Source organism: Flavobacterium sp. JAS (assembly GCF_020991455.1).
Lineage (GTDB): Bacteria > Bacteroidota > Bacteroidia > Flavobacteriales > Flavobacteriaceae > Flavobacterium.
Window position 1 is genome coordinate 230,339 of sequence record NZ_JAJMOX010000003.1, and the last position, 18,985, is coordinate 249,323.

Genomic DNA, 18,985 nt, shown 5'->3' on the forward strand with positions numbered 1-18,985 from the left:
CTGATTTTTAATTAAATCGGTTTTGAAAAACGGACGTTTTTTTGTAGGAATTAAATTGGTTTTAAAATTGTCTTTAAAGCCCTAATTCGTCGATTTAGTTACAGTTCCTAATGCAAAATTATTACCTAATTTGAAGCTGCTGTTTCCTTTTACAAGCGTTACATTTTTTATTACAATGGTGTGCTGAACTATGGTTCCGGCGATTTGCGTTGTAACTTCAACTGTTCCGCTTGAACCGTTCCAGGTTTCTTTTACGGCAGGATTTGTTGGAGCGATAGCCTGACAGAAATAATCTTTATTTAAAGCAACACCGGTAAGGGTACGATAGACTACGTTGTTTTGTGTTGCACTTATAGTTCCTATTCTTGGTTGCCCGGCTGGAGTCGCTTCGTTTTTAAACAGACTTTGATCAAAGTTTTGAAGCATGATGTAAAATGCAGCATTGTAGTTATAAACTTGATTTAAAAGTGGACATTCTCCAGCTTCCTCCGGTTTCGCAAAAGTTAAAGGAGTAGGTGTTATCGTAATTTTATAATCTCCAAAAATGTATTCTTGCTCAACTTGTGGTCCCGAAGGTTTTGAAAAAGTTATATTTTTAAAAACAATGTTATGGTTATAACCTGTAACTCGGGTACTACCGTCTACTTCACTTGGAGCGGAGGTAATTTGCGTAGTAGTTATTTCTATTTTCCCACCAGTTCCTAGCCATTCTTCGATAACATTTGGTGTTTTTGGAGGGATTATACCGCAAATATTTGGTACTCCAACTGTACCGTCATAGGCTCTGTAAACAACACGATACTGACTGTCGTCCTTAATGTCGTAAGTTACTGGTAGACCTTCTGGTGTTGGGTTGTTTATAAGGCTGTTTGGAGCTAATTGCAATAATAATGATTCTCTGTCTTTAAGTTTATAAAGTAAAGTGTTTGTTGTGTCACAGCTTGTAGCAGTAACTTTATCAAAATCTATAGAATCAACTGTTAAATCGCCATCATCGCAACCATTTAAAAGTAGCGCAAATAAGAGAAGGCATGCATATTTTTTCATCGTAAATTTATTTGGGTCAAAAATAGTGAAAAATTTCGCAAATGATATTTAAGATTTCATAATTGATATTTCATAACTTTGCAGCGATGAAAAAAGTATATCTCGACAACGCCTCTACAACGGCTATGCGCCCTGAAGTTATTCAGGAAATGACTAAAGTTATGACAGAAGATTTTGGTAATCCGTCTTCTACACATAGCTTTGGACGAAATGGAAAAACTGTTTTAGAACTTTCAAGAAAAAGTATTGCAAAGTATTTAAATTGCTCTGCACAGGAAATTATTTTTACTTCAGGAGGAACTGAAGCGGATAACTGGATTCTTCGCTCGGCGGTTGAAGACCTTAAAGTCGAGAGAATCATTACTACAAAAATTGAGCATCACGCCGTTTTGCATACGGCGCTGGTATTGCAATTCGACTATAATACTCAGGTCGATTATGTTAATATTAATCCTGACGGAAGTATTGATTTGACTCATTTGTCGAATTTATTATCAGAAGAAAAAAAGACAATCGTTAGTTTAATGCATGTAAATAACGAAACCGGAACTATTTTAGATTTAGATAGAGTTGGAGTTATTTGCAAACAATATGGCGTCTTATTTCATTCGGATACGGTACAATCTATAGGGAAAACAGAAATCGATTTACAGCAAACACCAGTTGACTTTATAATAGCAAGTGCACATAAATTTCATGGGCCAAAAGGAGTTGGTTTTGCTTTTGTTCGAAAAAATTCCGGTTTACAGCCTTTAATTTTTGGTGGAGAACAAGAAAAAGGACTTCGCGCAGGGACTGAAGCGGTTCATCAAATTGCAGGAATGGCAAAAGCCTTATCACTTTCTTATGAAAATTTAGATCAGGAAAGAAAATACATTACTGATTTAAAAATGTATTTGATTGAGCAATTGGAAATTCATTTTCCGGGCTTTAGAATCAACGGAAAAAAGGATGATTTTTATAATATTATCAATATCATTTTACCTTTTTCAGCAGATAAAACTTCGATGCTTTTGTTTAGTTTGGATATGAAAGGAATTGCAGTTTCAAGAGGAAGTGCATGCCAATCCGGAAGTATAAAGCCATCACATGTGCTAAAAGAAATGTTATCAGAGACTGATTTGAAATTGCCAAATCTCCGAATTTCATTTAGTCATTACAATACCAAAGAAGATATTGATTGGCTGATTGAGAGTTTGAAAACTGTTTAGCTTTTTTTAGTTGCTAAGGTTCTAAGCAGCTAAGTCACTAAGCTTTTTTTAAAATATTCTTCGACTTCGCTCAGAAAGACAATGAAATCTTTTGTCAGACTGAGCGAAGTCGAAGTAAATTATTTGCGGATCACTTTTACTTGTGAATCGTTTGTCAACTTTATAATTGTCGAAGGTTTTCCAGCAACTTTATCCTGATTTAGTTTTACTACATAATCGACACCTTTTATGATTTCCGGATTTATATCCTTGAAAGCGATAGGTGTGGGTTGCCCCGAGATATTAGCCGAAGTTGAAACCAATGGTTTTTTCATTCGCTCTAATAGTTTAAAACAAAAAGGCTCTTTTACGATTCGAACTCCAAGCGAATTATCTGCTGCAATAATGTTTTTTGCTACATTTCTGGGTTCATCTAGAATTAAAGTAGTTGGGTTTTCAGATAAATCTAAAATTTGCCACGCAACTTCAGGAATGTTTTTGAAGACATTATACATCATTTTTTCGCCATTCATCAATACAATCATGCTTTGCGTTTCGGCACGTTGTTTTAATTTATATATTTTGGCAACAGCTTCTGGATTTGTGGCGTCACAGCCAATTCCCCATACGGTATCAGTAGGGTACAGAATGATTCCGCCCTCTTTTATGACTTCGTAAGCGTTGATTATTTCCTCGTTCATTTTATAAATCTATTATTTTATATGACGGAACTCCTTTAATTTTAAATTTGTTGTGGTACATATAAAGGTTAATCAATCTCTCTGAAATAAAGCCAAAAATTCTGGCTTGATAAGCATCTTCTGGAATTGTAATTCTGGATTCAAGTTCAAAAAGAATTGAGAATAACCAGCTGTAGTAGGCATCAAATTTCTCTTTAGAGGAAATCATCATGTTCCCAATATGAAATGTCGTTCCTTCATCTAAAAACGAAACAATGCTATCTTTATATTCCGGATATTTCTCCAAAATTATCTTTTTAGTCAAATCCCAATCTTCAAGACGATGATCGTCACAATAGTTTTGGGTCAAAGTAGTATCTTTGAATGTGTATGGTTTACACATAATTACATCATATTCTGAAAGAACAGAAGCTATTTTTTTCTCTAATTTTTCAGAAGAAGTATTGTATAATTTGGTATTTTTAAAATCCTCAGTTTTGATTTTCTTCTGTGCAGAAGGTTTCAAATTATACCAATCACTATAAAAGTTTAAATATCTTCTATAATGACAAATACCTACATAATCAGCATCTTTTACGTTTTTCCAAATCCAGTATGCGGCTGTTAATTCGCAATAATTACCATTTTTTGCAGAGATATTGTCAAGCGTATTGTCTCTTAAAATAGTTGCCGTAATAGGCTCATTTGTTCCAACCTGAATAGGAACGAGTACTTCATTTGCTAATAAAGGATCTTCTTTATGAGTAACAACAAAAATTTTAATCATTTTTAAATTCTTTTTTAGTTCTTGTTAAGGCCATAGCAATTACCTGATGCATATCATAATATTTGTATTCAGATAATCTTCCTCCAAATATTACATTTTCTTCTTTTAGAGATAGTTCTTTGTATTCTTCAAACAGCGCTTGGTTTTTATCATCATTTATAGGATAAAAAGCTTCATTTGACGGATTCCATTCCTGCGGATATTCTTTAGTAATAACCGTTTTGCTTTGTTTGCCAAATTCAAAATGTTTATGCTCGATTATTCTGGTAAAATCATAACTGGCATCATTATAATTAACGACAGCATTTCCTTGAAAATTGTCTGTATCCAGAACTTCGTTTTCAAAATGAAGCGATCTGTATTCTAAAACCCCTAATTTATAATCGAAATATTCATCGATTTTTCCAGAATAAACAATCTTATCAGCAAGGGCATTAAATTTTTCCCTGTCCGAAAAATAATCAGTGTTGGTAACCACTTCAATACCTTCAAGTAAACCTTCGATTAGTTTATTGTATCCGCCAATTGGGATTCCCTGATATTTATCGTTAAAATAATTATTATCAAAAGTAAACCTAACCGGAAGTCTCTTGATAATAAAAGCCGGTAATTCAGTAGCTTTTCTTCCCCACTGTTTTTCGGTATATTCTTTAATGAAATTATCGTAAATGTCTTTTCCAACAAGACTTAAAGCCTGTTCTTCGAGATTTTGTGGGTTTTCAACACCATAAATGGCTATTTGTTCATCAATCTTTGCTTTCGCTTCCTGAGGTGTTTTTGTGCCCCAAAGCTGATAAAAAGTATTCATGTTAAAAGGTAAATTGTATAATTTTCCTTTTGCTAATGCCATTGGAGAATTGGTAAAATTATTAAATTCAACAAATTGATTTACATAATCCCACAATCCTTTATCGTTTGTATGAAATATGTGAGCACCGTATTTATGAACATTAATTCCTTCAATATTTTCACAATATACATTTCCTCCGGTATGTTCTCTTTTGTCAATAACCAGACATTTTTTACCTGCTTTTGTTGCCTCATATGTGAAAACACTTCCAAAGAGTCCCGATCCAATTATTAAATAATCATATTGCTTTTTCATGGCGTAAAAATAGATATTAATTAATAAAATGCAACAGATTTTGTAAAAGCATCAATGACACGAAAAATGTAAGATATTCCCGAAATGACAGGAATGTAGTATGAAATAAAAGAATGTAAAAGCGCGTTCTGAGAATTGGAAATCTAAGTTTAAACATTGCACACAACAAGCTATTTTAAGAACTTTTAGACATGTGGTTTAAATATGGATCTAAAATAAAATTAGGATTTTTTTAACAAAAATAGAGATAAAGTAGTAAATTTGTGTCAAATTTCATAAAAGCATCAATGATAGGAAAAATACAAGTAGGATATTTAGTTTCCTACGATTATGAGTTGTTAAAAAATGCAATTCCAACAGTTTATAAAGAGGCAGATACCATTTTTTTAGCAATTGACAGCAATAGAAAGACCTGGAAAGGGGAGTCTATAGGAATTAAAGATGATTTTTTTAAATGGATTGAAGACTTTGATGTTCAAAAAAAAATAGTCATATATGAAGAGGAGTTCTATGTTCAGGGACTTACTACAATGGAGTGCGAAATACGGGAACGTAAAATGCTTGCTCATAAAATGGGAATTGGAAATTGGTTAATTCAACTGGATTCTGATGAATATTTTTATGACTTTAGTAAGTTCGTTTCTTTTCTTAAATCAAAAAATGATTTGCTGATAAATCCTCAGGACAAGTTAGTTCAGATATGTGGTTTTAAAATTAATCTATATAAATATGTAGATCAGGGTGTTTTGTATGTGGATAAACTGGATAAATTTATGATTGCAACAAACTATCCAAATTATAAAGTAGGAAGACATGGCAAATGTCGTTCGATTTATACTGATTCTGTTGCTCTACACGATTGCTTGTCCCGTTCAAGAGAAGATTTGGTTCAAAAACTTGAAAATTGGGGACATAATGATGAGATCAATAAAACTGAATTTATGAGTAAATGGGATTCGGTTACGTTTTCTAATTACAAAGAAATTCGTGGTTTTTTCTATTTAGATCCAATGCATTGGAAAACAGTAGAATTTATGGAAGGAAAATCTCTTCAGGAATTGTTAAGCAATTTTAAATTAACGAATAAAATTAACGTTGGAAAATTCTTTTTATTAAAAAAGAACTTTGGACAGTGGTTTAAGTTTCTTATGAAAAAAAAGATTAGGCCTTAATACAAAATTTGTTTATACACATCTAAATAACTAGCAGCTGCAATTTTCCAATCGAAACTTGCAGCTCTTTTTTTCAAAAGAGTTTCTATCTCATTTTTATTGGTGTCAAAATGATTTAATCCGTCAAAAAGTACATTTTTCATATACTCCGGATCAAAATTTGTCCAGTAATTAGAAATATCACCTCCAATTTCAGGCAATGAAGTTTTATCAGATAAAAATATAGGTTTACCAAAACTCATAGCTTCAATTGGCGGAAGTCCAAAACCTTCCCGAATTGATGGAAAAAGAAAGGCAGTACAGTTTTTCATATAAAACTGTTTTCCTTCATCAGATATTTTTCCAGTCAAAAAAACCTGATTGCTCAAACCATTGTCATCAATTAATTTCCTGATTTCTTCACCATATTTTTTATTGTTATTTCCGGAAATAATTAAATTGAAATCTTTTATTAGTTTCATCATATTAATGATTGAACCGTAATTTTTTCTTTCAATAAAATCTCCAATCGTGAAAAAAAAAGGTTTGTCTACAGGAATATTGCTTGTAAAAGATGAAGTATCTAAAAGTGTTGAAATTGGGTTTCCGTTATAAATAATATATTCCGGAACATTTGGTACATCAAAATGTTCATGCGTATGTTTTTTAGCAAATTCTGAAATGTAAGTAATTGCACTAGATCTTTCCAGTTTTGCTTTAAAAAGCTTGTTCAATCTATGATCTTTGTCTGCAGAAACTTCTTCAACAAAATGAATATCATGAACCGTTAACAAATATTTATTGGTGCGAAAAGGCTCAACTTTAATGTTCTGGTTTACAGAATGCCATAAATCATATTTTTTTCGAATTCGGAACAACGGATGTCTTGAAAGGCTGTTGTATTTATGGTACTTAAATTTGTCTTTAAATTCTTCTTTAAGAAGCTCTGGTTTTGAGCTGTTTAAAGTTAATTCCAGATCATTAAAATCTAATGAAGCCAATCCTTTAATTAATTCATAATTAAAAGTTCCCAAGCCACTTGCCCTGTTGTTTATATTATGAGTTTCTAAAAAAACACTCTTTTGATGCGACATCCTTTATTTTTTTTACGAAAATACAATATTAATTTGAAGTCTTAAATTGTATACGTATTTTTGTTGGTTATAAAAATCTACTGATGAATTTTAAGGTAAATCCCATTTTTGAAAATAGCACGGTGTCAATTCTTGACAAAATTAAAACGTTTAATTCTTCAGGAGAATTATTTGGAAATGGAGATCGTAATAAGATTAAGTTGTTTGATCTTAACGGAAAAACGGTCAACATTAAATCGTTTAAAATTCCGAATATCGTTAATAAAATTGCGTATAAGTATTTTCGAAAATCAAAAGCAAAACGATCTTTTGAATTTGCTACCATTTTATTAGAGAAGAATATAGGTACACCACAACCTATTGCATTTCTTGAAAATTTTAATCTTATCGGATTAAAAGACAGTTATTATGTAAGCGAGCATTTGATAACAGAATTAACGTATCGCGAATTGGTTGAAATTCCTGATTATCCGGATCACGACAATATATTGAGACAGTTTACGAAGTTTACTTTTGATTTGCACGAAAAAGGAGTAGAGTTCCTGGACCATTCTCCGGGAAATACGTTAATCAAAAAGGGTGTTGAAAATAAATACGAATTCTTTTTGGTTGATTTAAACAGAATGAATTTTCATGCTGCAATGAGTTTTGAGCAACGCATGAATAATTTTAGTCGTTTAACACCACAAAAAGGAATGATTGCAATAATGAGCAACGAATATTCGAAGTTTTATAAGGAGAAAACTGAGGCTGAAATTTTTGAAAAAATGTGGCAGGCAACGTCTGATTTTCAAGAAGGATTTGCGAAAAAGAAAAGACTTAAAAAGAAGCTGAAATTCTGGAAATCTTAGTTTTTTGCTTTGATTTTTTTAAGTTCCTGAAAACGTACGGCAACACTTAAAGCATTTAAGTAGCAAATTATAACTCCTTTTTTACCGTCCAGAAAACCAAAACGAACCAGATATTGATTCAGAAATTGATACGCGGGACGAATATAAAAATGAAAAAAATTGGGAGAAGTTTTTTTTAAAACTTCTTCCTGAGCTTTTAATTGTCCGTAGAAAACCATTTTTTGCTTATAATCATCATAATTCGAATACGAATGATGAATAAGCCTGTTTTTCAGTTTTCCGATTTTCCCGTTTACGATTAGTTTCTCGTGAACGATTTTCTTGATATTATAACTGGCATTTTCTTTCTTGAAAAGTCTGATAATTTTATCAGTTTGCCATCCGCTAAAGCGTAATTTTTTATTTTCGAACATAAAATTTCGACGCATATAATACGCTGCAGCACTATTTTGCTGATTGATTACAAAGCTAATTTCTTGCTGTAATTCAGGTGTTATTCTTTCATCTGCATCCATAAAAAGAACCCATGAATTTGAGGCTAAACTCAAAGCATAATTGCGTTGACAAGCAAAGTTGTCGAAAGCACGCTGTACAACTTTTACGTTTTCGTATGAAGCTGCTATTTCGAAGGTTTTATCTGTACTGAAAGAATCGACAACGATAATTTCATCGGCGAAAGCCAAATGATCGAGAACAGTTTTTATATTTTGTTCCTCATTATAGGTAATTACCAATGCCGTTAAAAGTTGTTTTTCTGATAAAATCATTTTGCAGAAGAGCTTAGATTTTGCTTTAGAAACAATTCGATTTTATCCTTAAAAAATTCAGGTTTAAATTCCTGATATAAAGACAAAGACTCTTTTTTGAGCATTTTTTCTGTTTTCTGTTCGAATAAATCAGAGCGATAATCTTTTAAATGCACAGAAAGATGATGAATTCCATCTTCAAAAGTGGCCCAGATTTTCTTTTCTATCCAAGGGGAAAAAATAATAAAAGAAGGTTTTTCAAGAGCTTTTGCCATATTAATTGCGCCGCCATCGTTACCAATAATCAAATCACATTGATTGACTAAACCAATAAAAGAACGTAAATCTCCACCTAATAAATCAAAATATATTTTTTCCTGTGTGGAAGGTTTACAGGCGTCAAAAACAGTTTTTGCTTCTTCAATTTGTTTCGGAAAATAATTGAATAGAATATTTACGTCAGTATTGTCTGCAACATAATCAACTACTTTAGCCATGAATTCTAAAGGATATGTTTTTAGCTTTTCACTTCCTAAAAGACTTATCATAACCGTTTTTCGATCTTTTCGAACATTGTGTTTTTCAAAAAGAGCAATAGCTTCCTGATTTTCTTTTTCAGAAACAAATAATTTAGGAATTGGATCTGTTTTTATCTTTAAATTCAAAGGTTCTAGCAATGAAAGACGTCTTTCGATCGCTAAACCTAAATTACTTTTAGGGAAAGGTTCAAACGGAACATTATCAGTATATAAAAGGGTTCTTCCTGGTTTTTTATACGAGATTTTTTGTTTAGCATTGCTTAATAAAACCAATATCCAGCTTTCTAATTTTGAATACGCATCAATTAGCAAATCATATTTTTCTTTTCGGATCTGTAAACCAAGATTTAATAATTCTTTTTTGCTTTTGCGATGTTTTTCTTCGAATAAAATAATGTTGTCAATACTTGAATTGCCTTCTAAAACCGGAGTTGTCGAAACATATACCAAATAATCTATTTGAGCATCAGGATATGCAGCACGCAAATTATTGCATATTATACTGCTTATCAAAACGTCGCCAATCATTTTTTGTTGAATTACAAGTATCTTCATATTGAAAAACGGAATCTTTTTGTTGGTTACAAATTGAAGCAAAAAAAATCCAAATTCCAATTGATAAGATTGGAATTTGGATTTTTTAATTTCTTTTATTTAAATATATTAAACAGCTACGTCGTATTCACGAAGTGCATTGTTTAAAGAAGTTTTTAAATCTGTAGATGGTTTACGTGTACCAATAATCAAGGCACATGGAACCTGAAATTCACCAGCAGCGAATTTTTTAGTATAACTTCCAGGAATTACAACTGAACGTGCAGGAACAAAACCTTTCATTTCAACAGGCTCGTCACCAGTTACATCAATAATTTTTGTTGAAGCAGTCAAACAAACGTTAGCACCAAGAACAGCTTCTTTACCAACATGAACTCCTTCTACAACGATACAACGAGAACCAATAAAAGCACCGTCTTCAATAATTACCGGAGCAGCTTGTAATGGCTCTAAAACTCCACCAATTCCAACACCACCGCTTAAGTGAACATTTTTACCAATTTGAGCACAACTACCAACAGTTGCCCAAGTATCAACCATAGTTCCTTCGTCTACATAAGCACCAATATTTACATAACTTGGCATCAAAATAACACCGCTAGAGATATAAGCTCCGTAACGTGCAACAGCGTTTGGTACTACGCGAATTCCTTTTTCAGCATAACCTCTTTTTAGCAACATTTTGTCGTGATACTCGAAAATACCAGATTCCCATGTTTCCATTTTTTGAATTGGGAAATACATTACAACAGCTTTCTTAACCCATTCGTTTACTTGCCATTTGTCACCAACTGGTTCAGCACAACGTAATTTTCCTGCATCAACCAATTCGATAACTTCTCTAATGGCGTCAGTCGTAGTAGTTTCTTGTAATAAAGCTCTGTTTTCCCAAGCTTGTTCAATTATAGTCTGTAAAGAATTCATAAGATTTAATTTTTGGCAAAGATAACTTATTTGGGCAAAAGCAAAAAAGTAAAAGCTTTGTAAAATGTTACAGATATAACTTTTTGTTTTTAATTTGATAAATAAAAAGTTTGTTTCTTAATCATATATCTTTTTACTAACCTCCTCTAAAAGTTTTTTTAATATCAAAATATGACAAAAATCAGATTTTGAGTTTTTTCTTCTCTTTAATTTTGCGGTACAATTCCGACACGATTTAGAAACGGAATTATATATACCATTCCAAAACAAAATCATTTAATCAGTAAAAGATGAATCAAGAAAATCAGCTGCAAAACCAAATTACAGTTATTGATAAAGAAGTCTCGTGGGACAAAACTCAGGTAATTATGAGTAAAACAAATGCGTTTGGCATAATTGAGTATGCAAACGAGACATTTGTTGATGTATCAGGTTATGAGGATTACGAATTAATGGGGCAACCGCACAATATTATTCGCCATCCGGATATGCCAAAAGTCATTTTTAAAGTGCTTTGGGAAAATCTGAAAAGTGGAAAAAACTTTCATGCAATTGTAAAGAATCTTGCTAAATCCGGAAGATATTATTGGGTTATTACCGATTTTGAAATCGCAAAAGATGAAAATGGCGTAATTGTAAATTATTTTGGAAGAAGACAATCAGTTCCGCAAGAAGTGATAACACAACACATTATTCCTTTATATAAAAAACTTCTGCAAATTGAAGCTGCAAGCGGAGTTGAGTTTAGCGAAAAATATTTGATTGGATTTCTCGAAGAAAAAAAGAGAACTTATGTCGAATATATTAAAGAACTGATTTATGAACATGAAAAAGGGCAGGCGAAATTCTCTCAATATGTAGAAGAAGAGGAGGAAGAAGAAGAGGAAAAAGGTTTTTTTAGAAGGTTATTTAATAGATAAATTTAATTGTATTTTTTTAGTTTCAGATATTTGGGTAAAGTCCGTTTTGAGTTTTCAAAACGGATTTTTTATTGGAAAGTTAAATCTAAATAACATTAGATCGAAATGGTTTATATTTGTGTTATAAATGAAAGTATTATGGATGCGATCAGATTAGAATTTCAGCCAGAAATTAAGGAAAAAATCTTGAGTTTTTTAAATTCATTTTCTTCAGATGAATTAAAAATAACTCCGGAAGATCCTGATTTTGATGAAAATAAAAGAAAAGTACATGCAGCTTATTCTAAATTAAAAAATGGAACAACAAAATTATATACGCTAGAAGAAGTTGATGAAATTTTAGAAAAAACAATTTCTAAATATGAAGATTAGTTTTACTGAAGATTTTTTGTTTGTCCTAAATGAACAAGTTGATTATATAGCTAGAGATAAACCACAAGCGGCTAGAAAATTCAAAAATGATTTAATAAAAAAATTGAAGAAAGATGTTCGCAATCCTTTTCTCTTTAAAAAAATCAAGGTATTTTGATAGTGAATATATTAGAGATTATGTTTCAGTTTATGAAGTTGATACTGATGAAAATATAGTTTTGGTTTTCAGTTTTATAAAATATTAGAGATTCTCTTTAGGTTTGTGAATTTTCCTTTTACCTTTGAATAAAAAAATTGCAAAATGCCAAGAATTCTCTCCATAGACTACGGACAAAAACGTACCGGAATTGCCGTTACTGACGAAATGCAAATCATAGCGTCGGGTTTGACTACGATTCCAACAAATACTGTAATCGATTTTTTGAAAGATTATTTTGCCAAAGAAAAAGTCGAAGCAGTTTTAATTGGTGAGCCTAAACAAATGAATGGTCAACCTTCACAAAGTGCTTCAATTATTAAAGGTTTTGTAACTCATTTTTCTAATATTTTTCCAGATATGAAAGTCGTTCGTGTAGATGAGCGTTTTACTTCAAAAATGGCATTTCAAACTATGATCGATAGCGGATTGAGCAAAAAACAACGTCAGAATAAAGGATTAATTGACGAAATTTCGGCTACAATAATGCTTCAGGATTATCTTTCTTCAAAGCGTTTTTAATTTTTTTAACGTTCAAAACCATAGCCTCTTAATTTTTAGAAAAACATAACTTTTATCATGTAATTTTAGTTTTTTTTTGCAATTATAAAAAGTACCTTTGCACTTTAAAAACAATATTGTTATGCCTAATGAAACAATACGTTCTAATAGTGAAGTAGTACTTATTGGAGCGGGAATTATGAGTGCTACTCTTGGGGTAATTTTGAAAGAATTACAACCTGATATAAAAATTGAAATTTACGAAAGATTAGATGTTGCTGCAGCCGAAAGCTCAGATGCTTGGAATAATGCAGGAACGGGACATTCAGCTTTTTGTGAGCTAAATTACACTCCAGAAAAGGCTGACGGAAGTATTGATCCAAAAAAAGCAATAAGTATAGCAGAATCTTTTGAGATTTCGCGTCAATTTTGGTCTTATCTAGTCCAAGAGAATAAAGTACCATCTCCGGATAATTTTATAAAAAGTGTTCCTCACATGAGTTTTGTCTGGGGAGATAAAAATGTTGAATATCTTAAAAAGAGATTCGAAGCCCTGCAAAGCAATCCTATATTTTCTCAAATGGAATTCAGTTCTGATTTTGAAAAACTGAAAGAATGGATGCCGCTTGTTATGGAAGGTAGGGATACTACTGAAAAATTAGCCGCAACACACATGGAAATTGGAACCGATGTAAATTTTGGGGCTTTGACCAGAAGTATGTTTAATTATTTAGAAAAACTGGATGGTGTTTCTTTATATTTTAATCATGAAGTGGTCAAATTAAGACAACGTGAGGATAAATCCTGGAGAATTAAAATTACAGATATAGCAACAGGTCAAAAAAGAAAAGCTTATACTAAGTTTGTTTTTATTGGTGCTGGTGGTGGTTCATTGCCATTATTAGAAAAAGCAAATGTTCCTGAAGGAAATGGTTACGGAGGTTTTCCGGTAAGCGGACAATGGTTGAAATGTACAAATCCGGAAGTAATTGCTAAACATCAGGCAAAAGTTTACGGTAAAGCTAGTGTTGGTGCGCCACCAATGTCAGTTCCGCATATTGATACTCGTGTAATTGATGGAGAAAAAGCATTGCTTTTTGGTCCTTTTGCAGGATTCTCTACACGTTTCTTAAAAAATGGTTCTTACTTGGATTTACCATTATCTATAAAAGCAAATAATTTAATTCCGATGTTATCAGCGGGATTCCATAATATTCCATTAACTAAATATTTGATCGAGCAAGTACGTCAATCTCCAAAAGACAGAATGAAAGCTTTGCGCGAATATTTGCCAACAGCACGTTCTAAAGACTGGAAATTAGAGAAAGCGGGACAACGTGTTCAAGTAATTAAAAAAGATGAAAAAGGTGGTGGAGTTTTAGAATTTGGTACTGAAGTAATCAATACGCATGATGGAACTTTGGCAGTATTATTAGGAGCTTCTCCGGGAGCATCGACTGCAGTTGCTATTATGATAGATTTGGTGAGCAGATGTTTTACAGACCAAATTAAAACACCGGAATGGGAAGCAAAAATGAAAAATATGATTCCTTCTTACGGACAGACTTTAAATGATAAACCAGAGCTTTTAGCAGAACTTAGAAAACAAACTGCTGAAGTTTTGAAATTAAGAAATAACTAAGATCAGATCTTATATAAATAACAAATCCAGATGAATTAATCTGGATTTGTTGCTTTTATCTCTTTTGTAATCTTCAGAATCTTCTCGGCAAGATTACTCATCCAAATCAATTGTTCGATAACCATTTGTGCTTCCTGCATTTTTGCTTGACGAGTTTCTTTGTCGAGTTCGTCATCTGCAGCTAAACGTTTAAAATTAACACGTTTAAGTTCTTCAAATTGTAGCGTGACATCTTCTTTATCAAAAAAAGTATCCGTTATAATGGCTTCATTTCGTAAAATAGAAATCGAATGATCTAAATTTGATAAAATGGTTTTTATAATATAATTAAAGGATTCAGAGGCCGATGTTGTCTGGTGCGACTGAATATAAGTCGATAATGATGCCAAAGCAGATAATATCGAATGGTTTAAAACAACCAGTTTGTTAACTAATGGTAGTGTTTTTTGCTTCGATTTTGGCTCCTGCATCATTCGCTGAAAGGAAGTCATTAAATTACCAATTTCAACAAAAGCATTTTTTCGGGCTAATCTGTATGATGTTGGTACTTCTCCTTTTTTATTATAATAATCAGCAATTTCTTTAAGGTAATTTCTATTGGCACGAATCGTATTTTCAATATGTATAGGTGTATTTATAAATTCCCAGGCAGGCCATAAAAACTGATTGGCGACAAAGGCTAAAATTGCCCCAGCTAATGTGTCTAAAACTCTGAACTGAATCACTTCAACAACATTCGGCGTTAAAATTCCGTAAATAAAAACAACGTACATTGTTACAAAAGTGGCGCTTATTTTATAATTGATTTGAGTAAACGAAATTCCAAGAAGCATACAAATAATAGATAATATACTAAGCGCAACGTGGTTTTGAATGATTGAAACAATTCCGAAAGCCAATAATCCGCCTAGAATAGTTCCGAAAATTCTATTGTACGAACGTTCCTTGGTTAGTCCATAACCAGGCCGCATAATTACTACTATCGTCAATAAAATCCAATAGACATTTTGAAATGGTAAAAGCTGCCCAATAACAAAACCAATCAAAATGGTGATCGTTAAACGCAAGGAATGCCTGAAAATAGAAGAGGAAAGACTTAAGTTTTCTGTTAATGTACGTAACGGATAATATTGAGGTGTTAAGAATTTCTCTAACTCTTTGTCCTTATCTTTTAGTTTATAAGATTGCATAGCAAGCGAAAAAGCACGTTGGATAATTTTAATTTTTCCAACTTGGTTTTTAGCATATTTCAGCATATTGGTTAACATCAAAACGCCTTCGGCAGCTTCTTCCGGGCCTAATGTTTTTTCATAATCAAAAATGGCAAACTCAAGAGCATCAAGTTCATTTTTTAAATCATTTTTATCTACATAAACGGCAATATGATGTACGTTTTTAGAAAGCTTCTTCAGAGTTGAAGCTAGTTTATAAGCTACATTTTGATAAGTTCTGAGAACATCCGGATGTTTGGCAAATTTCTCGTGAAGTTTGCTATGATCAAATGAGGTATAAAGTGCCAGTTCCTGAATTTCGACTAATGTGATAAAAACAAGCAGCATTTTACGGTTTTGACTCGTGGTTGCGGATGCGCTTTGATTACCAATAAGCATCTTTCTTAAATCTTCATGAATCAAGTTTAAATCAACTTGAACAGCCAATTGTTTCTCAATTATGGCTTGTCGATTAGCTTCAGGACTCCATAAATCACCTCTTAATTTTAAGTATTTTGCAGTTAGTTTTATTCCTTCGGCAATTTGTAATTCGACATACTTATATGGTTGTATAAAATGAAAAACAAGAGATACAATTAAATAAAGAATACCACCAATAAAGATAAAACCGGAGTATTCAAAAGCTTCCCATCCTTCATGCAAATGCCCAAATGATAATGAAATTGATAATAAAGCTGAAAATGAAACTAAAGTAGCACGTTGTCCATAAACCGAAATCATCGAGCATAGAAAAAGTAAGAACCCCAAAAAAGGATAAAATAAAAACGGATATGGATAGGTAAGATTTACTAATAAATTGACACCTGATACAATAAAGGACGCAACAATAAGTCCCTTAATCTTATGACTTAATGAACTAGGAATGTCACTTGGATACGTATAAAATGCACCTAAGGCGATTGTAAAACCAATTTCGAAATGTCCTAAAAAATTTAAAATTAAAACAGGAACAACAGAAGCAATAGTTACTTTTGAGGCATTTAAAAAAGAAGTACTGTTGGTGAATTTCGAGATACGATCAAGCATATATTGCGGTTTACTAGCAAAGGTAAGAATTGTACGAATTATTTTGGCATAATTATGGATGAGATTTTGCGGAATAATCGAAAAATAGATATATTCTATTGTAGAAAATTATTCATTGACTATTTTTTACTATTTTTGCCACCTGAATTAAGGAGGACTAAATTTAGGTTTTTCAGTAGATAATACATTAAAATAATACAAATGATTTTACCAATTGTAGGATATGGTGATCCTGTTTTAAGAAAAGTGGGTGAGGCAATTACGCCAGATTACCCAAACTTAAAAGAAACAATAGCAAACATGTATGAAACCATGTACAACGCTTATGGTGTTGGACTTGCTGCACCGCAAGTGGGTATGGCAATTCGTTTGTTTGTGATTGATACGACTCCTTTTAGCGATGATGAAGATTTACCGTCAGAAGAGCAAAAAAACTTAAAAGGATTTAAAAAGACTTTTATCAATGCTAAAATTCTTAAAGAAGAAGGTGAGGAGTGGAGTTTTAACGAAGGATGCTTAAGTATTCCGGATGTTCGCGAAGATGTTTATAGAAAACCAACTGTTACGATAGAATATTGCGAAGAAGATTTCGTGATGAAAACAGAGGTTTTTGATGGTTTAATAGCAAGAGTTATTCAGCACGAATACGATCATATCGAAGGCGTTTTATTCACAGATAAAATATCTTCTCTGAAAAAGCGTTTGATTCAAAAGAAATTGAAAAATATTACTGAAGGTAAAACTTTTCAAGAGTACAGAATGAAATTTGCTGCTGCAAAAAAAGGAAGATAAGTATTCTAAAGTAGTTTTAGAATCGAGAAAATATAATAAATCAAATTCTTAATACTAATTTTAATAAACATGAATTTAGAGAAAATTTTAGCCATTTCTGGGAAACCAGGTTTATATGTATTGAAAGTACAAACTCGTACAGGTTTTGTGGCAGAATCATTATTAGATGGAAAAAAAATTACAGTAAACTTAAAAAGTAACGTAAGTTTATTATCAGAAATTTCAATTTATACGCACGATGGCGAAAAACCATTAACTGAAGTAATGCAACGTATTGCAGCTAAAGAGAATAAAGGACAAGCTATTTCGCACAAAGAAGATAACGCTACATTAGCAGGTTATTTCAAAGAAATTTTACCAGATTATGATGAAGAAAGAGTTTATCCTTCTGATATTAAAAAAGTATTAAACTGGTATAACACACTTCAGGCTAAAGGATTAGTTACTGATTTAGCTCCAGCTGCTGCTGCTGAAACTACAGAAGAAGCTCCAGTTGTTGAAGAAAAAGCAAAAAAAGCTCCTGCTGCTAAAAAAGCAAAAGCTAAAAAAGAAGAATAGTAGATTTTTACATTCAAATATATTAATCCTGTTAAGACATTTTCTTGACAGGATTTTTTTTAGCTATACATATTTAGAATTATTTATGATTTTTTAAAGGCAATTAATGAAATTTAAAATTTAAATTTGTAGGAAAATATATCTAATTATTCATTTGCTTAAATAAAAGAATCCTGTTTCGGTTTGATGCTTTTAGTTTTGAAAATTGAATTGAAAGTTGATATGTTTTTCTATAATTTAATTTTAAATAAAAAGATGGAAAAGGTTAGCGCAAAAATTTTGCTTGGATTGACAGTAATTATTCTTACATCTTGTGAGAATAATAAAGGAGAAAAAAAAGTAACGGATAATGAAGCAAAGCATTGGAGTTACGATGGAGAAACAGGACCAAAATATTGGTCAGAAATTGATCAGAGTGATTGTGGAGGAAATGCACAATCTCCTGTAGATATTGTAGAAACCGAAATGGATGAAACTTTACAGCCTATTGATTTCCATTACAGTGAAGAAACAAAAATACATGATGTTGTAAATAATGGACATTCTATTCAGTTTAATTTTGAGGAACAAAATTATATAACTCTTAATGGGGATCAATATAATTTAGTGCAATTTCATTTTCATGAACCGGCAGAACATACTGTTAAAGGAGTTAGATATCCATTAGTAATTCATATGGTTCATAAAAATAAGGAAGGGAAGTTTGCCGTGGTGGCTATAATGGCAAAAGAAAGTAAGGAGAATAATGAAACTTTTGATTTTCTTGATAAATTTTTACCAATTAAAGTTAACGAGACTATTGAAGTAAAAGATGTTTTCAATTTAAAAGAAGTTTTACCTGATAATCAAGCATATTATACATATACGGGGTCACTAACAACTCCTCCTTGTACAGAGGGAGTTCAATGGTTTATTTTTAAAAATTCAGTAGATGTTTCTTTAAAAATGATTGAGGATTTAAGAAAAATAATGCCAATTAATAATTTTAGAGATATCCAGCAATTAAATGGGCGAGTTATTAAGGAATCTAAATAAGTATTGTTAGAAAAAAGAAGATCGTAAGATCTTCTTTTTATA

19 protein-coding genes are annotated in these 18,985 nt (G+C 31.8%); 10 read left to right on the top strand and 9 right to left on the bottom strand.

Translation table 11 applies throughout. From position 1 onward, the window contains the following. Positions 1 to 81 precede the first annotated feature (81 nt). Entirely contained in the window at positions 82 to 1,047 is a 966-nt protein-coding gene (locus LPB88_RS05070; RefSeq protein ID WP_230713110.1) for a hypothetical protein, read from the bottom strand. An 86-nt stretch (positions 1,048 to 1,133) separates the two neighbouring features. On the opposite strand from LPB88_RS05070, the gene LPB88_RS05075 reads away from it, so the two are divergent. After that, entirely contained in the window at positions 1,134 to 2,258 is a 1,125-nt protein-coding gene (locus LPB88_RS05075) for a cysteine desulfurase family protein (RefSeq protein WP_230713112.1), read from the top strand. Positions 2,259 to 2,377: 119 nt separating this feature from the next. On the opposite strand, the gene LPB88_RS05080 is transcribed toward LPB88_RS05075, so the two are convergent. The 3 genes from LPB88_RS05080 to glf are packed head-to-tail and all read right to left on the bottom strand — an operon-like array spanning position 2,378 to position 4,809. Then, positions 2,378 to 2,938 carry an L-threonylcarbamoyladenylate synthase gene (locus LPB88_RS05080; RefSeq protein ID WP_230713114.1) on the bottom strand — a complete coding sequence of 187 codons (561 nt, stop codon included), beginning with the start codon at positions 2,936 to 2,938 and terminating at the stop codon, positions 2,378 to 2,380. A 1-nt stretch (position 2,939) separates the two neighbouring features. After that, positions 2,940 to 3,704: a DUF4422 domain-containing protein gene (locus tag LPB88_RS05085; protein ID WP_230713115.1), complete on the bottom strand. Its 765-nt coding sequence runs from the start codon at positions 3,702 to 3,704 to the stop codon at positions 2,940 to 2,942. Continuing rightward, positions 3,697 to 4,809 carry a UDP-galactopyranose mutase gene (gene glf, locus LPB88_RS05090; protein WP_230713117.1) on the bottom strand — a complete coding sequence of 371 codons (1,113 nt, stop codon included), beginning with the start codon at positions 4,807 to 4,809 and terminating at the stop codon, positions 3,697 to 3,699. Before glf ends, LPB88_RS05085 begins: the two co-directional genes overlap by 8 nt. A gap of 287 nt (positions 4,810 to 5,096) precedes the next feature. Between glf and LPB88_RS05095 the strand changes: the two genes are divergently transcribed. Beyond that, on the top strand, positions 5,097 to 5,981 hold the full coding sequence (locus tag LPB88_RS05095) for a hypothetical protein (RefSeq protein WP_230713119.1): 885 nt from the start codon (positions 5,097 to 5,099) through the stop codon (positions 5,979 to 5,981). On the opposite strand, the gene LPB88_RS05100 is transcribed toward LPB88_RS05095, so the two are convergent. Further along, positions 5,978 to 7,054, bottom strand: coding sequence for a glycosyltransferase family 1 protein (locus tag LPB88_RS05100; RefSeq protein ID WP_230713121.1), 1,077 nt, complete (start codon positions 7,052 to 7,054; stop codon positions 5,978 to 5,980). The two genes, LPB88_RS05095 and LPB88_RS05100, sit on opposite strands and share 4 nt — an antisense overlap. 83 nt (positions 7,055 to 7,137) lie before the next feature. On the opposite strand from LPB88_RS05100, the gene LPB88_RS05105 reads away from it, so the two are divergent. After that, positions 7,138 to 7,905, top strand: coding sequence for a Kdo domain containing protein (locus LPB88_RS05105; protein ID WP_230713123.1), 768 nt, complete (start codon positions 7,138 to 7,140; stop codon positions 7,903 to 7,905). Here LPB88_RS05105 and LPB88_RS05110 read toward each other — a convergent pair. From LPB88_RS05110 to LPB88_RS05120, 3 genes are all read right to left on the bottom strand, one after another. After that, positions 7,902 to 8,672 (bottom strand): glycosyltransferase family 2 protein, encoded by a 771-nt coding sequence (locus LPB88_RS05110; protein WP_230713126.1) that lies wholly within the window; start codon positions 8,670 to 8,672, stop codon positions 7,902 to 7,904. The two genes, LPB88_RS05105 and LPB88_RS05110, sit on opposite strands and share 4 nt — an antisense overlap. Further along, positions 8,669 to 9,745, bottom strand: coding sequence for a glycosyltransferase family 9 protein (locus LPB88_RS05115; RefSeq protein WP_230713128.1), 1,077 nt, complete (start codon positions 9,743 to 9,745; stop codon positions 8,669 to 8,671). Before LPB88_RS05115 ends, LPB88_RS05110 begins: the two co-directional genes overlap by 4 nt. Before the next feature lie 108 nt (positions 9,746 to 9,853). Further along, the gene (locus LPB88_RS05120) at positions 9,854 to 10,669 is read right to left on the bottom strand and encodes a 2,3,4,5-tetrahydropyridine-2,6-dicarboxylate N-succinyltransferase (RefSeq protein ID WP_026982140.1); all 816 of its coding nucleotides are present in this window, start codon (positions 10,667 to 10,669) and stop codon (positions 9,854 to 9,856) included. Between the two features lie 290 nt (positions 10,670 to 10,959). On the opposite strand from LPB88_RS05120, the gene LPB88_RS05125 reads away from it, so the two are divergent. From LPB88_RS05125 to LPB88_RS05140, 4 genes are all read left to right on the top strand, one after another. Further along, on the top strand, positions 10,960 to 11,589 hold the full coding sequence (locus LPB88_RS05125) for a PAS domain-containing protein (RefSeq protein ID WP_230713130.1): 630 nt from the start codon (positions 10,960 to 10,962) through the stop codon (positions 11,587 to 11,589). 138 nt (positions 11,590 to 11,727) lie between these two features. Further along, positions 11,728 to 11,961, top strand: coding sequence for a hypothetical protein (locus LPB88_RS05130; RefSeq protein WP_230713138.1), 234 nt, complete (start codon positions 11,728 to 11,730; stop codon positions 11,959 to 11,961). Positions 11,962 to 12,262: 301 nt separating this feature from the next. Then, positions 12,263 to 12,679, top strand: a complete 417-nt coding sequence (ruvX, locus tag LPB88_RS05135; RefSeq protein WP_230713154.1) for a Holliday junction resolvase RuvX — start codon at positions 12,263 to 12,265, stop codon at positions 12,677 to 12,679. Between the two features lie 121 nt (positions 12,680 to 12,800). Further along, complete coding sequence (locus LPB88_RS05140; RefSeq protein ID WP_230713156.1) at positions 12,801 to 14,300, top strand: malate:quinone oxidoreductase; 1,500 nt, start codon at positions 12,801 to 12,803, stop codon at positions 14,298 to 14,300. A 35-nt stretch (positions 14,301 to 14,335) separates the two neighbouring features. Here LPB88_RS05140 and LPB88_RS05145 read toward each other — a convergent pair whose 3' ends face one another. Beyond that, positions 14,336 to 16,558, bottom strand: a complete 2,223-nt coding sequence (locus tag LPB88_RS05145; RefSeq protein ID WP_230713158.1) for an FUSC family membrane protein — start codon at positions 16,556 to 16,558, stop codon at positions 14,336 to 14,338. A gap of 201 nt (positions 16,559 to 16,759) precedes the next feature. Here LPB88_RS05145 and def point away from each other — a divergent pair, with 201 nt between their 5' ends. From def to LPB88_RS05160, 3 genes are all read left to right on the top strand, one after another. After that, entirely contained in the window at positions 16,760 to 17,350 is a 591-nt protein-coding gene (def, locus tag LPB88_RS05150) for a peptide deformylase (protein WP_230713160.1), read from the top strand. A gap of 69 nt (positions 17,351 to 17,419) precedes the next feature. Next, a complete protein-coding gene (locus LPB88_RS05155; protein ID WP_230713162.1) occupies positions 17,420 to 17,908 on the top strand; it encodes a DUF5606 domain-containing protein in 489 nt (162 codons plus the stop codon). 255 nt (positions 17,909 to 18,163) lie between these two features. Next, the gene (locus LPB88_RS05160; RefSeq protein WP_230713164.1) at positions 18,164 to 18,943 is read left to right on the top strand and encodes a carbonic anhydrase; all 780 of its coding nucleotides are present in this window, start codon (positions 18,164 to 18,166) and stop codon (positions 18,941 to 18,943) included. Positions 18,944 to 18,985: the final 42 nt, after the last annotated feature.

Coding starts and splice junctions, on each gene's coding strand:
- LPB88_RS05105 (WP_230713123.1), top strand. CDS start 7,138: ATGAATTTTAAGGTAAATCCCATTTTTGAAAATAGCACGGTGTCAATT.
- LPB88_RS05125 (WP_230713130.1), top strand. CDS start 10,960: ATGAATCAAGAAAATCAGCTGCAAAACCAAATTACAGTTATTGATAAA.
- LPB88_RS05120 (WP_026982140.1), bottom strand. CDS start 10,669: ATGAATTCTTTACAGACTATAATTGAACAAGCTTGGGAAAACAGAGCT.
- LPB88_RS05080 (WP_230713114.1), bottom strand. CDS start 2,938: ATGAACGAGGAAATAATCAACGCTTACGAAGTCATAAAAGAGGGCGGA.
- LPB88_RS05100 (WP_230713121.1), bottom strand. CDS start 7,054: ATGTCGCATCAAAAGAGTGTTTTTTTAGAAACTCATAATATAAACAAC.
- LPB88_RS05085 (WP_230713115.1), bottom strand. CDS start 3,704: ATGATTAAAATTTTTGTTGTTACTCATAAAGAAGATCCTTTATTAGCA.
- LPB88_RS05130 (WP_230713138.1), top strand. CDS start 11,728: ATGGATGCGATCAGATTAGAATTTCAGCCAGAAATTAAGGAAAAAATC.
- LPB88_RS05160 (WP_230713164.1), top strand. CDS start 18,164: ATGGAAAAGGTTAGCGCAAAAATTTTGCTTGGATTGACAGTAATTATT.
- LPB88_RS05140 (WP_230713156.1), top strand. CDS start 12,801: ATGCCTAATGAAACAATACGTTCTAATAGTGAAGTAGTACTTATTGGA.
- def (WP_230713160.1), top strand. CDS start 16,760: ATGATTTTACCAATTGTAGGATATGGTGATCCTGTTTTAAGAAAAGTG.
- LPB88_RS05115 (WP_230713128.1), bottom strand. CDS start 9,745: ATGAAGATACTTGTAATTCAACAAAAAATGATTGGCGACGTTTTGATA.
- LPB88_RS05095 (WP_230713119.1), top strand. CDS start 5,097: ATGATAGGAAAAATACAAGTAGGATATTTAGTTTCCTACGATTATGAG.
- glf (WP_230713117.1), bottom strand. CDS start 4,809: ATGAAAAAGCAATATGATTATTTAATAATTGGATCGGGACTCTTTGGA.
- LPB88_RS05110 (WP_230713126.1), bottom strand. CDS start 8,672: ATGATTTTATCAGAAAAACAACTTTTAACGGCATTGGTAATTACCTAT.
- LPB88_RS05070 (WP_230713110.1), bottom strand. CDS start 1,047: ATGAAAAAATATGCATGCCTTCTCTTATTTGCGCTACTTTTAAATGGT.
- LPB88_RS05155 (WP_230713162.1), top strand. CDS start 17,420: ATGAATTTAGAGAAAATTTTAGCCATTTCTGGGAAACCAGGTTTATAT.
- LPB88_RS05145 (WP_230713158.1), bottom strand. CDS start 16,558: ATGCTTGATCGTATCTCGAAATTCACCAACAGTACTTCTTTTTTAAAT.
- LPB88_RS05075 (WP_230713112.1), top strand. CDS start 1,134: ATGAAAAAAGTATATCTCGACAACGCCTCTACAACGGCTATGCGCCCT.
- ruvX (WP_230713154.1), top strand. CDS start 12,263: ATGCCAAGAATTCTCTCCATAGACTACGGACAAAAACGTACCGGAATT.